Source organism: Paludibaculum fermentans (assembly GCF_015277775.1).
Lineage (GTDB): Bacteria > Acidobacteriota > Terriglobia > Bryobacterales > Bryobacteraceae > Paludibaculum > Paludibaculum fermentans.
The window spans coordinates 6,741,473-6,754,306 of sequence record NZ_CP063849.1; the positions used below are offsets into that span (position 1 = coordinate 6,741,473).

At 62.8% G+C, this 12,834-nt stretch carries 9 protein-coding genes; 6 read left to right on the top strand and 3 right to left on the bottom strand.

What is annotated here, in order from left to right; translation table 11 throughout:
* The 6 genes from IRI77_RS26645 (at position 1) to IRI77_RS26670 (ending at position 5,444) form a co-directional block, all read left to right on the top strand.
* Positions 1–480, top strand: coding sequence for a response regulator (locus tag IRI77_RS26645; protein ID WP_194448034.1), 480 nt, complete (start codon positions 1–3; stop codon positions 478–480).
* A 73-nt stretch (positions 481–553) separates the two neighbouring features.
* Positions 554–1,003 (top strand): DUF4920 domain-containing protein, encoded by a 450-nt coding sequence (locus IRI77_RS26650; protein WP_194448035.1) that lies wholly within the window; start codon positions 554–556, stop codon positions 1,001–1,003.
* A gap of 6 nt (positions 1,004–1,009) precedes the next feature.
* On the top strand, positions 1,010–2,518 hold the full coding sequence (locus tag IRI77_RS26655) for an alkaline phosphatase family protein (RefSeq protein WP_194448036.1): 1,509 nt from the start codon (positions 1,010–1,012) through the stop codon (positions 2,516–2,518).
* Between the two features lie 29 nt (positions 2,519–2,547).
* Positions 2,548–3,678 carry an MFS transporter gene (locus IRI77_RS26660; RefSeq protein ID WP_194448037.1) on the top strand — a complete coding sequence of 377 codons (1,131 nt, stop codon included), beginning with the start codon at positions 2,548–2,550 and terminating at the stop codon, positions 3,676–3,678.
* Between the two features lie 21 nt (positions 3,679–3,699).
* Positions 3,700–4,821, top strand: a complete 1,122-nt coding sequence (locus tag IRI77_RS26665) for a two-component system sensor histidine kinase NtrB (RefSeq protein WP_194448038.1) — start codon at positions 3,700–3,702, stop codon at positions 4,819–4,821.
* The gene (locus IRI77_RS26670) at positions 4,794–5,444 is read left to right on the top strand and encodes a response regulator (protein WP_267239403.1); all 651 of its coding nucleotides are present in this window, start codon (positions 4,794–4,796) and stop codon (positions 5,442–5,444) included. Before IRI77_RS26665 ends, IRI77_RS26670 begins: the two co-directional genes overlap by 28 nt.
* Positions 5,445–5,447: 3 nt before the next feature.
* Here the strand turns inward: IRI77_RS26670 and IRI77_RS26675 are convergent, their stop codons facing one another.
* The 3 genes from IRI77_RS26675 to nifJ all read right to left on the bottom strand — a co-directional run bounded on the left by IRI77_RS26675 (position 5,448) and on the right by nifJ (position 12,826).
* Positions 5,448–7,727 carry a TonB-dependent receptor plug domain-containing protein gene (locus IRI77_RS26675; protein ID WP_194448040.1) on the bottom strand — a complete coding sequence of 760 codons (2,280 nt, stop codon included), beginning with the start codon at positions 7,725–7,727 and terminating at the stop codon, positions 5,448–5,450.
* Between the two features lie 479 nt (positions 7,728–8,206).
* Positions 8,207–9,214, bottom strand: a complete 1,008-nt coding sequence (locus IRI77_RS26680) for a dihydroorotate dehydrogenase-like protein (protein ID WP_194453800.1) — start codon at positions 9,212–9,214, stop codon at positions 8,207–8,209.
* A gap of 9 nt (positions 9,215–9,223) precedes the next feature.
* The gene (nifJ, locus tag IRI77_RS26685) at positions 9,224–12,826 is read right to left on the bottom strand and encodes a pyruvate:ferredoxin (flavodoxin) oxidoreductase (RefSeq protein WP_194448041.1); all 3,603 of its coding nucleotides are present in this window, start codon (positions 12,824–12,826) and stop codon (positions 9,224–9,226) included.
* Between the last annotated feature and the right edge of the window lie 8 nt (positions 12,827–12,834).

Sequence of the window (12,834 nt, forward strand, 5' to 3'; positions counted from 1 at the left end):
TTGGAGAACGGTCAACAGCCGAAGGTATTGCTGGTAGACGACGAGGAGATGGTGCTCACGAGCGTGCGGGCATTTCTGAGTCTGGAGACCGACTACGACGTCGAGGCCTTCAGTAACCCCGTACAGGCGTCCGAGCGTCTCAAGACCACCCCTGTCGATGTAGTGGTGAGCGACTACATGATGCCGCACATGAATGGATTGGAGTTGCTGCGCGCAGCCAAGGAGCATCAGCCCGAAGCGGGCCGCATTCTCCTCACCGGTCATGCGGACAAACAGAGTGCCATCCAGGCGATCAACGAGGTCGGCCTGTATCAGTATCTGGAGAAGCCCTGGGATAATTCCCAACTCCTGCTTGTGATCAACGGAGCCATTGAGCGTGCGCGCCTGCTGCGGAATCTGGAAGAGAAGATCGCCCAACTTGACTCCGCCAACGGCCAGATCAAGGACGCCCAGCGCCGTCTCATCCGGGCCTTCCTGTAATCGAGCCCGGCACCTGCGGCGCTCTGCTCCGCCGGACCTGTAATTTTTGTCACGACTTGGGACAATAGGACACATGAAGTACCTCTTATCTCTCCTCATCGCCGCCTCGCTCTGCTTTGCGGCTGACTCGAAGCTCGGCAAGCCCCTGACCCTGACCACGCAAACCGCCATTGCCGACATCAACGCGAAACCGGCCGATTTCCTGGGCAAGACCGTGCAGGTGAAAGGCAAGATCTCCGAGGTCTGCCAGGCGATGGGCTGCTGGATGCAATTGGTGGATCCCGCCACCAAGGCGGCCGTGAAGATCAAGGTCAAGGACGGCGAGATTGTGTTCCCGAAGGACTCCGTCGGAAAGATGGCGGTCGCCGAAGGGAAGCTCGCCAAGATCGAGATGACCAAGGACCAGGCTATTGCACAGGCCAAGCACGAAGCCGAAGAGAACAAAAAGAAGTTCGATCCGGCCAGCGTCAAAGGACCGGTGACCATTTACCAGATTCAGGGCACCGGCGCGGTGATCGAGTAGAGATCGATGAAAAGAACACTCTTCCTGGCGGCGCTGGGCGCCGCTTCCCTCCTGGGCTGGGCCCAGACACGTCCGGCCGCGGCGCCGGTAAAGAAACCGAAGCTCGTAGTGATGATCGTGGTCGACCAGTTCCGGTATGACTACCTCACCAAGTTCGGGTCACAGTTCACGGGTGGATTCAGGCGCCTGCTGGACCATGGGGCGGTCTTCACGAACGCCTACTACGACCACATGCCCACCGTCACCGCCGTGGGGCACTCTATTGTGTTGACCGGTGCGATGCCGGCGTCCAGCGGGATCGTCGGCAACGAGTGGTACGACCGCAAGACGGGCCAGCAGGTGACGAGTGTCTCCGATGAGAGTGTCCAGCAGTTGGGCGCCCCCGCCAAGCGCGGCGCCTCGCCCCACCGCCTGCTCGTCTCCACGGTCGGCGACGAATTGAAGATGAGCGGCAAGGGCGCCTCCAAAGTGGTGAGTCTGTCCATCAAGGATCGCAGCGCCATCATGCCGGGCGGGCACATGGCCGACGGCGCTTACTGGTTCGATAAGCCCAGCGGTAATTTCGTCAGCTCCACCTGGTACTTCAAGGAACTGCCTGCCTGGGTGAAAACCTTCAATGACAAGAAGGTGATCGACCAGTGGAAAGGCTCGCTCGGCTACGACAAGATGTCCGAGTCGAAGCTCGGCAACGACGTCGTCGAGATCTTCGCCGAAACCGCGATCGAGGGCGAAAACCTCGGCCGCAACGAAGGCACGGATCTGCTCGCCATGAGCTTCTCGGCGAACGATACGGTCGGCCACGCCAAGGGTCCTGACTCGCCCGAGGCCAAGGAGATCACGCTCCACACCGACAAGGTCCTCGACAAGTTCTTCACCTTCGTCGACAAACGCATCGGCCTGTCGAATGTGGTCTTCGTCCTCAGTGCCGATCACGGCGTGTCGCCGCTGCCGGAACTGATGGCTACCCGCAAGATGCCCGGTGGCCGCATCCCGGAGAGCGTCGTGCTCGATGCCGTGACTGCCGCGCTGAACGCCAAGTACGGTGAGGCGAAGTGGGTTCTCGGCAAGAGCGGTCCCAGCCCTTACCTCGACCACAAACTCATCGCAGACAGCAAGCTGGATCCGGAGGAAGTGGAGCAGGTCGCCGCGCAGGCGGTCCGCAACCTGCCTCACATCGCGCGCGTCTTCACGCGCGAGGAGTTGCGCCGCGGCCTGTCCCAGAACGACATGGTGGGCCAGCGTGCCCAGAACGGCTTCTTCTACCAGCGCGCTTCGGATCTCGTGATCGTGCCCGAACCCTACTGGCTCTTCGAGAAGAGCGGGACCTCACACGGCACGCCCTGGAACTACGATACCCACGTGCCCGTCATCTTCATGGGCCCTGGCGTGAAGGCCGGGAAGTACAACGGCCGCGCCTGCGTGAACGACATCGCGCCGACCCTGACCACCATGCTCGAAGTGGAAACGCCCAGTGGCTCTGCTGGACGTGTGCTCACTGAGATGCTGGTCAAGTAGATGGCAAAAAATGATAGCATCTTGAAGCTATGTTACTTATCGCTGACATCCTAGGCATCCTCACCTATGGCATGATCGCCGCCATGCTGGGCACCATCCTGCCCGAGTTGTCCAAGAAGTTTGGGCTGTCCCCTAAACAGAATGGCAACATCGGAATGGCCCAGGCGATCGGATTGATGATCGGCTCCTTCTGCGCCGGGCCCCTGATGGACCTGGAAGGCAAGAAGTTGGGCATGCTGCTCGCGCTGACCATCATCACCGTGGCCCTCGTCGGCCTGCGTTCGGCCAGTGGCTATGGCTCAGTGGCCGGTCTGATGCTGCTGCTCGGCACTGGCGGCGGCGCGCTGGTAACAGCGGCCTTCGCTCTCGCCGGCGACATCAGCGTCCCGTGGTTGCAGGGCGCGGCCGTCTTCAATGCGGTCAACCTGTTCTTTGGTCTCGGCGGCCTCATCACTCCGCTCGTGGCGGCCCGGCTGTTCCAGAACAATGCCAACCGCCTGCTGATCTTCGCTGCCTCCATCGCCGTCATCGCCCTCGCCGTCAACGGCATGACCGCGATGAGCCCGCCCAGTGGCAAAGTCGCGTTCCAGGCTGACCAGGTTTCGATCCTGATCAGCAGCCCCGTTCTCCTGCTGCTCTCGTTGGCCCTGTTCCTCTATGTGGCCTGCGAAGTGGGCGTGTGGAACTGGCTGGCGCGCCACCTCATCGCCCAGGGCGTGCCGGAGTCCAAGGCGCTCACCATCCTCTCACTCGGCTTTGCTCTCGGCCTGCTGCTGGGCCGCATCGCCGTCGTACCCGTCCTGGCCAGCGTGACTCCGAAGATGGTCCTCTTCGGCGCCGGCATCGCCATGGCGATCACCACTTACCTGATGCTCCAGACCGGCAATCCGAGAACCGCCTGGATCTTCGTCTTCCTCGGCGGCCTCGCCATGGCTCCGGTGTTCCCAACGGCACTCGGCCTCGTGGGCGGCGCCTTCAAGGCTCAGGGCCTCGACTCCACGGCCACCGGCCTCGCTTCCACCGCTGGCTGGTTGGGCCTGGTTATCAGCTCCCCCGTCATTGGCGGCATGGCCGGCGACGATCCAAAGAAGCTCAAGAAGGCCCTGTTGCTGCTGCCAATTGCATCGGCCATCATGGCGGTCGTGATTCTTGCCTTGTAAAAGCACCGGCAGGAGCTCTGTATGAAAAGCGGAGCGCGCTCTGGTTTGTCCGTGAACTGGAACGCGCTCCGCATCGTTATCATCTACCTTCTGGTCGCCGGCCTCTGGATTCTTACTTCAGATGAGGCGGCTGTCTACCTCTTCCCCGGAAAAGACCTCTGGCTCAGGATCAGTGTTTACAAAGGCCTGTTCTTCGTCCTCGTGACCAGCCTGCTGCTCTACGTACTGCTGCGGCGCACTTTCGCCAGTATGGAGCGGTCGCGGCAGGCGCTGGAGAAGTCTGAGCGGCTCTTCGCCGCCTTCATGGATCACCTGCCCGTCGGGGTCTTCTTAAAGTGCGGCGACGGCACGTACATCTTCGCCAACGAGTTTTGGAAACGAAGTTTTTCTCCGGATAGCACTTTGGAAGGCGCTCGCGCTTCCGACCTCTTCCCGGCCGAGACGGCCCTGGCCTTCCAGCGTGACGACAAGGCCACACTCGAGGACGGCCGTGTCAGGGAACGCAACTTCGTACTCACATTAAGTGGCAAACCCACCGAGTGGATGGTCAAGAAGTTCCCGGTCCTCCTGGACGGCGGCGAAACCCGCAGGGTGGGCGGCGTGGCCATGGAAATCACTGAACGGCGCAGGTTGGAGGAGCAGCTCCGCCAGGCGGCCAAGATGGAAGCCGTTGGCCAGCTCGCCGGCGGCATCGCTCACGATTTCAACAACCTGCTGACCGTCATCAACGGCTACGCTGAGCTGGTCCAGATGCGGCAGGCCGATGCGGGTGTGGCTGCCGAGGAGATCCGCAAGGCCGGTGAACGCGCGGCCGCCCTCACCCGCCAGTTGCTCGCCTTCAGCCGCCGCCAGATCCTCAAGCCGGAAATCGTCAATCTCAATTCGATCATTGGCGGCCTGGAGTCCATGCTCCGGCGCCTCATCGGCGCCCACATCACTCTATCCGCCCAACTCGATCCCAATCTGAAGCCCGTTGTGGCCGACCCCAGCCAGGTGGAGCAGGTGATCATCAACATGGCGGTGAATGCCCGCGATGCCATGCCCATGGGGGGCACATCGCGCTCGCCACCGATCACGTCCAAGTCTCGACACAGGCCGACCGTGAGCGCCTTGGTCTGCAGGACGGCGACTACGTCCTGTTGACCATCTCCGATACCGGCGAAGGCATGGACGAAGAGACGCAGCGCCGCGTCTTCGAACCCTTCTTCACCACCAAGGAGGTGGGCCGCGGCACCGGGCTCGGCTTGTCCATGGTCTATGGCATCGTCAAGCAGAGCCAGGGCACAGTCCAGGTGGAAAGCCAGCCCGGCGCCGGGGCCACCTTCCGGGTCTACCTGCCTGCGGCCAGTGAAGCGCCCCCGCCTCCGCCGCCCGGCGAAAACCAGTCGCTCTACGGCTCGGAGACTCTTCTGCTCATTGAGGACGACGAGAGCGTACGGGACTTGCTCGCCGGCATGCTGCGCCAGCGCGGCTACCGCGTGCTGCAGGCGCGCGATTGCGATGACGCGCTACAGGCCTTAGCCTCCGCGCCCGGTTCGGTCGACCTGGTCATCAGCGATGTCATCATGCCCGGCATCAACGGCCCCGAGGCCGCCCGCCGCCTCCGCGCCATCGAGCCTGGCCTGCGCATCATGTTCGTCACCGGCTACTCTTCGGAAGATCTGGAGCTCCGCGGCCTGCAGGATCAGGGCAGCGTCACTCTCGAGAAGCCCTTCGATCTGGATACCCTGTCCCGCGCCGTTCGCCAAAGCCTGGTTCGAAGCTGAACTCTATTTGCGCCGCAGCCGCGCATCCCACTCCAGCATCAGCCCCGCCGCCGGCACAATTGGAAAGAGCTTCAGGAACGTGGGCGACGCCTGGCCCGTCCGGCTGTTGAATCCATTGAAGGAGTCGAACGTCACGTTCTCGTGGTTGGTGAGATTCGCCACTTCCACGAACAGGACGCTGCGCCACGACCTCCATTGGAACGACTTGTTGATCCGCAGATCCGCCCGGTGATACTCAGGCAGCCGCACCGCGTTCCTGACGCTGTTCAGCACATAGGTGGCAGGATCGGTCTGACGGAAGAAGCCCGGTACCGGGAAGTTGCTGCCATACGAGTACCGCGCGCTCAGGTTCAGGCTGGGCCGCAGCCGGTAACTCGAGTAGGCGTTCATCGTGTGGCGCTGCTCATAGTCGGCCGGGTAGCTCGCACCCGTGACACCGTCCCGCATCGCCGTCTTCACATACCCATACGAGACCCAGCCCGACAGTCGGTTCGCCGTGCGGCGCTGCAGGAACACCTCAAAGCCGCGCGCCGTGCCTCGCTCTGAGTTCAGATACTGCGGGCTCGCGGGAGGAATGAAGATCTGCCCGTCCGGCAGCACCCGCGGATCCAGCAGCGGCTGGGTGATCAGGTCGCGGTCCGCGCGGTAGAAGAACTCGGCCCGCAACCGTGTGCGCTCGCCCAGCGCCTGCTCCACCGCGGCCACCGTGTGGTTGGCCCGTTCCGGCAGCAGAAACCGGTTGCCCATATTCTCGATGCGCAAGGGCAGCAGTGCCGGATACTGCACCGCCTGGCTCCAGGCGAGTTGCAGCCGCGTGGCGGGACCCACCCGCAATAGTGCGGACCCATGCGGCGAGAGTGCCGTCGGCCCCGCCTCCGAGTAGCCATCGACCCGCACCCCGGCCGTCAGTGTCAGTGGTCCCGCGATCCAGTCCTGTTGGACGAACCCGCCCGCTCGAAGCCCCGTTCCGCGCCAGTTGTCCCGGCGCCGCACCGCCAGCGGGTTGAAGTTGTAGCGAGCTGAGAAGCCGTCGTCATGCAGCCTGCGGAACGATCCGCCCGCCTGCAGCGGCGCCTTTGGCTTCCAGCTCCAAACCAGGGCCGGATTCCAGACCCACTCGCCGTAGCCTTGTGCGGCCAGCGGCAGTTCCAGGTTGTTCCGGTTGTCCGAACGTTCCCGGATCCAGGCCAGCCGATTCGTCACTTGCAGGTCCGAACTGGGGGTGTACCGCCAACCCAGGTTCAGCGCCGACACGTGATACGTGCCGTCCATAATGGCGTTCACACCCAATGTCGCCCGCACGTGGGAGCGGTCCAGATCCGATAGCCCATCCATGAAGCCCAGCGTCAGCGCATTCCTGCGGGACAGGTCGTAGCTGAGCTTGCCTTGCGTGTCAAAGAATCCGAACGCCAGCGAATCCGCCGCCGACGTGCGGCGCAACAGATACTGCAGGTAGCTGCGGCGCACTGACACCAGCCACGACCCACGCCGGTCGCTGCCCAGCGGCCCTTCCAGGATCACGGCCGTGCTCGCCACGCCCACGTTGATGCGGACCGCCGGTCCCTCCCTGCTGCCCTCGCGCAGCCGGATGTCCAGCGCCGAAGCCGACCGGTCCTGATACTCCACCGGCGGTGCCCCCGCATGCAGCGTCAACTCCTCCACCAGGTCCGCCTGCAGCATCGACAGCGAGCCCGTCTCCTCCTGGCTCTGCACCGTGTGAAACGGACTGTGCAGCAGCACGCCATCCAGGAAGATCCCCACCCGGTCAAAGGCTGAGCCGCGCACCGAGAACTGGGCGATGAAGTCGTTCGACGACGCGACCCCAGGCAGCGATTGCACCGCGCGCAGCGGGTCGTCCACCAGCACGCCGGCCAGGTTCTTCATCTCCGCGCCGGTCAGTGTCCGTTCGGAAGCGCTGGCCGATTGAGTGACCTCAAAGGGACCCGCGTGGACATCCACTGAGTCACGCCGCGCCAATGAGTCGGGCGTCAGCGCCAGGTCTAACTCCGCCGTGCCGTCGATCTCCAGCCGCAGTGGCCGGTAACCTACGAGGGTGAGCGTCACTGAGCAGCCCAGCCCCGCGCCTTCCGCGAATTCAAACCGCCCATCCGTGCCGGAGCGCTGCACCGCCACGCGTTCGCCGCAGTGCAATGCGCACTGCACCCGCGCCAGCGGCTCGCCGCCCTGCGCATCGCGAACCTGGCCGCGCACCGGTGTCTGCCCACGCGCTGCAGCCAGCAACAGAAAGAACGTCAGCACCCGAACCAGCGTGCCTGGAAACATTTCAGCTATCGTACCTTGCCCCGTGGCCGTCAGCCGTCAGACCCAACGAAAAACCCCGGCAGTCAGAAAAGACCGCCGGGGCAATATAAAGAGAGCAGACAGCTAAAAAAACTAGACTTCGTAACAGGCCTGGCCGCGCACCGGACGAACTAGAGGCAGAATCTGCAGCACGCGGTGATTCTTGAACTCCACGTGATACTGATGCTCGTCGATCTCCCGGATCGCACCCACTTCACACTCACAACACAATACTGGACCTTGAGTGCCCCATTCAGCCCGGTGAACCCGGATGGGCTGACTCTTTTCCGCCATGGCCCTGCATCTCATGGCAACCTCCGGAGTGGTGGTGATCCACTCCGGACGGTTGTCATCCAACCAATGACTCTGACGTGCCTGCGGCGCATTTCTGTGCCGCATCACGATATGGAACGACACGGTTACCCTCCTCGTGATGGATTAGCACCCGCGGCGCGTCACGCTTAGCGCGTCGCGGGTTTCAGCGCGTAGCTGGAAAGCACCTTCATGTAGTTCGCGCGTTCGAAGGCCGCTGGTTCGGCCACCGACTGGGAACTCATCGAACCTCTCATCTGGCCGATGGATTCATACTCGTGCTCTTCCATCCAGTCGAGCAGGTCTTCTTCCACCTTCTCCAGGTACGGAATACCGTGACGCAGCAGCGCCGAAGTCATCATGGTGCAGCGTGCGCCGGCCATGACACCCTTCACCGCATCTTCCGCCGTGTGTACGCCACCCGTGATCGCCAGGTCCGGACGGATCCGGTTGTACAGCAGCGCGGTCCAGTGCAGACGCAGGCGTAACTCCTGCGAATCGCTCAGCATCAGGTTCGGAACCACTTCCAGGGCTTCCAGGTCGAAGTCCGGTTGATAGAAGCGATTGAACAGCACCAGGCCGTCGGCGCCCGCCGCATCCAGGCGTGTAGCCAGGTGGGCGAAGGCCGTGAAGAACGGTCCAAGCTTGACGGCTACAGGGATGCGCACACTGGCCTTCACATGGCTCACCAGGTCGAAGTACATCTCTTCCACTTTGCCGGACGGCATTTCGAGCTCGGTCGGCAGGTAGTAGATGTTCAGTTCGATGGCGTCGGCCCCGGCCTGTTCCATCATCTGTGCGTACCGGATCCACCCGCCCGTCGAGACGCCGTTCAGGCTCCCGATCACCGGGATGTCCACCGATTCCTTCGCCTTCCGCAGATGGTTCAGGTACGGCTCCGGTCCGAAATTGTAGGAGGTCATCTCCGGGAAGTAGCTGACGGCCTCGCCGTAGCTATCGGAGGTCTCCGTGAGGAAGCGGTCGAGTTCGCCGCTCTCCACCTGGATCTGCTCCTCAAACAGCGAGTGCAGCACCACGGCCGAAGCGCCTGAGTCTTCCAGCCGGAGAATATTGCCGATGTCCTTGCAGAATGGCGAGGATGACGCCACTAAGGGTGAGCGGAGCTTGAGTCCGAGGTATCCGGTGCTGAGGTCAATTGACATGGCTTACTTCCCTCCTTCGGTGGTCTTGGTCTCCGCGCCCGGCATGGCCGCCATCTGTTCGTAGATGCGCCAGCGGTTCATGACGTCGGCCTGCGCCTCGGCCAGGAGACGGCGGGCGTCATCCGGCTTCGAATGGACGAGCATCGTGTAGCGGGTCTCGTTGTAGATGTACTTGTCGAGCGGCAGGGACGGAGCCTTGCAGTCGAGGACGAACGGATTCTTGCCATCCAGCGCCAGCGCCGGGTTGTACCGGAACATGGGCCAGTGACCGGTCTGCACAGCCAGTTTCTGCTGTTCCAGGCCGAACTTCAGGTCATAGCCGTGAGCAATGCAGTGGCTGTAGGCGATGATGATCGACGGACCATCCCACTTCTCGGCCTCGATAAAGGCCTTCACCGTCTGCATGTCGCTGGAGCCCATCGCCACCCGCGCCACATAGCAGTTGCCGTAAGCCACCGCCATCATGGCCAGGTCTTTCTTGCCCGACGGCTTGCCGCCGGCTGCGAACTTCGCCACCGCGCCGCGCGGCGTCGACTTGGAGCACTGTCCGCCCGTGTTCGAGTAGACTTCCGTGTCCAGCACCAGGATGTTCACGTTCTTGCCGGAGGCCAGCACGTGATCCAGTCCGCCGTAGCCGATGTCGTAGGCCCAGCCGTCGCCGCCCAGGATCCAGACGCTCTTCTTGACCAGCGCATCCGCCACGCCCAGCAGGTCGCGCAGTGCGTTGCCGCTGCCGTTCGCACCGGCGCTCAACAGCTCCTGCACCCGGCCTTTCAGGGCGAGTACGCGTTCGCGCTGGGCGAAGATGCCGGCTTCCGTCGCTTGATCGGCTTCCAGCAGCTCCTTCACCAGGTTCTCACCCAGCTTCACGGCGAAGCGGTTCACCAGTTCCTTGGCGTAGATGACCTGTTGGTCCACCGCCATCCGCATACCCAGGCCAAACTCGGCGTTGTCTTCGAACAGCGAGTTTGACCAGGCCGGACCGCGGCCCTCGTTGTTGAACGTGTAAGGCGTGGTCGGCAGGTTGCCGCCGTAGATCGACGAGCAGCCCGTCGCGTTCGCAATCATCGTACGGTCGCCGAACAACTGTGTCAGCAGCTTGACGTAAGGCGTCTCGCCGCAGCCTGAGCAGGCGCCCGAGAATTCGAACAGGGGCTGGAAGATCTGCAGATCCTTCACCTGGCCCTGGCTCAGCTTCGTGCGATCGAACTCGGGCAGGCCCAGGAAGAAGTCCCAGCTCGCCGCCTCGGACTCGCGCAGCGCGGGCTGTGCCGTCATGTTGATGGCGCGGTGCTTCACTTCCGTCTTCGACTTCGCCGGGCAGGCTTCCACGCAGAGGCCGCAACCCGTGCAGTCTTCCGGAGCAACCTGCAGCGTATAACCAGACTCCTTGTAGTCTTTCCAGCGTGCCGGAACCGACTTGAAGGTCGACGGTGCGCCTTCCAGGGCCGATTTGTCGTAGATCTTGGCTCGGATCGTGGCGTGGGGGCAAACCAGGACGCACTTGCCGCACTGGATACAGAGGTTCTCGTCCCACACCGGGATCTCGAGAGCGATGTTGCGCTTTTCCCACTGCGCCGTGCCGCTGGGGTAGGTGCCGTCAATCGGCATCGCCGACACCGGCAGGCTGTCGCCATCGCCCGAAATCATCATGCCCAGCACATCGCGGACAAACTCGGGCGCCTGCGAAGGCACCGAAGGCCGCAGCATCTGCGTGCTGGAGATCTCGGCCGGAACTTCCACCTGGTGCAGGTTGGCCAGCGACTGGTCGACGGCCGCGAAGTTCTTCTGGACTACCGACTCGCCGCGCTTGCCGTAGGTCTTGACGATCGCCTTCTTGATCTGTGCAATCGCCTCTTCGCGCGGCAGCACGCCGCTGATGGCGAAGAAGCAGGTCTGCATCACGGTGTTGATGCGCGATCCCATGCCCGTGGCCTTCGCCACTTCATAGGCATCAATCACATAGAACTTGATCTTCTTCTCAATGATGTCCTTCTGGACGGGACGCGGCAGCAGTCCCCAGATCTCCAACGCCCCCACCGGAGCGTTCAGCAGGAACGTGGCGCCCGGCTCCGCCCACTTCAGCATGTCCAGCCGCTCAAGGAACGAGAACTGGTGGCAGGCGATGAAGTTGGCGCGCGAAATCAGGTATGTGCTGCGGATCGGCCGCGGCCCAAACCGCAGGTGCGACACCGTGATTGAACCCGACTTCTTCGAGTCGTATACGAAGTAGCCCTGCGCGTAGTTGTCCGTGTCTTCGCCGATGATCTTGACGCTGTTCTTGTTCGCGCCCACCGTGCCGTCGGCGCCCAGTCCGTAGAACAGGGCCCGAACCGTCTTGGGGTCTTCGGTCGAGAACTCAGTGTCGTATTCCAGCGAATTGTTCGAAACGTCGTCCTTGATGCCCAGCACGAAGTGGTTGATCGACTTCGCCTTGCCGCCTTCGTCGAAGGCCGCTTTGACCATCGCCGGCGTGAACTCTTTCGACGACAGGCCGTAGCGCCCGCCAATCACCTTCGGCATCGTTGCGAATGGCAGCGTGCCGGCCGCCTGGGCCTCGCTCAGGGCAGTGATGACATCGAGATACAGCGGCTCGCCAGGGCCGCCCGGTTCCTTCGTGCGGTCGAGCACCGTGATCGACTTCGTCGTCGCGGGCAGGGCTGCCAGGAAGTGCTCCATCGAGAATGGCCGGTAGAGCCGGACCTTCAGGATGCCCACCTTCTCGCCGCGCTTCACCAGTTCTTCCACTGTCTCGTGGGCCGCCTCGGCGCCGGATCCCATCAGGATCACAACGCGCTCGGCGTCCGGTGCGCCTTCATATTCGAACAGCTTGTACTTGCGGCCGACCACCTCGGCGAAGCGGTCCATCGCCTTCTGCACGATGGCCGGCGTCGCCACGTAGTACGGATTCACCGTCTCGCGAGCCTGGAAGTAGACGTCAGGATTCTGGGCCGTGCCGCGGATGACCGGCCGGTCAGGCGACAAAGCGCGCGCGCGGTGGGCCTGGATCAGGTTCGACGGCAGCATCGCCTTCATGTCGTCGACCGTCAGTTGCTCCACCTTTGCCACTTCGTGCGAGGTGCGGAAACCGTCAAAGAAGTGGATGAACGGGATGCGCGATTCCAGCGTCGCCGCTTGGGCAACCAACGCCATGTCCATTACTTCCTGCACCGAGTTGGCCGCCAGCATGGCCCAACCAGTGGCGCGGACGCTCATCACGTCCTGATGGTCGCCAAAGATCGAGAGGCCCTGCGCTGCCAGGCTGCGCGCCGCAACATGCATGACCGTCGAGGTGAGCTCACCCGCGATCTTGTACATGTTCGGGATCATGAGCAGCAGGCCTTGCGACGAGGTAAACGTCGTCGTCAGAGCACCACCTTGCAGAGCGCCATGCACCGCGCCCGACGCGCCGCCTTCACTCTGCATCTCAATAACTGTGGGGACGGCGCCCCAAATGTTGGGCTTGCCTTCCGATGACCATTGATCCGACCATTCGCCCATCGGCGAAGAGGGCGTAATCGGATAAATGGCGATAACTTCGTTTGTTTTGTGCGCGACGTACGCGGCCGCTTCGTTCCCGTCCAGGGTAACTTTGATTCTGGGCATGGTTGGTG

Coding starts and splice junctions, on each gene's coding strand:
- IRI77_RS26655 (WP_194448036.1), top strand. CDS start 1,010: ATGAAAAGAACACTCTTCCTGGCGGCGCTGGGCGCCGCTTCCCTCCTG.
- nifJ (WP_194448041.1), bottom strand. CDS start 12,826: ATGCCCAGAATCAAAGTTACCCTGGACGGGAACGAAGCGGCCGCGTAC.
- IRI77_RS26660 (WP_194448037.1), top strand. CDS start 2,548: ATGTTACTTATCGCTGACATCCTAGGCATCCTCACCTATGGCATGATC.
- IRI77_RS26675 (WP_194448040.1), bottom strand. CDS start 7,727: ATGTTTCCAGGCACGCTGGTTCGGGTGCTGACGTTCTTTCTGTTGCTG.
- IRI77_RS26650 (WP_194448035.1), top strand. CDS start 554: ATGAAGTACCTCTTATCTCTCCTCATCGCCGCCTCGCTCTGCTTTGCG.
- IRI77_RS26665 (WP_194448038.1), top strand. CDS start 3,700: ATGAAAAGCGGAGCGCGCTCTGGTTTGTCCGTGAACTGGAACGCGCTC.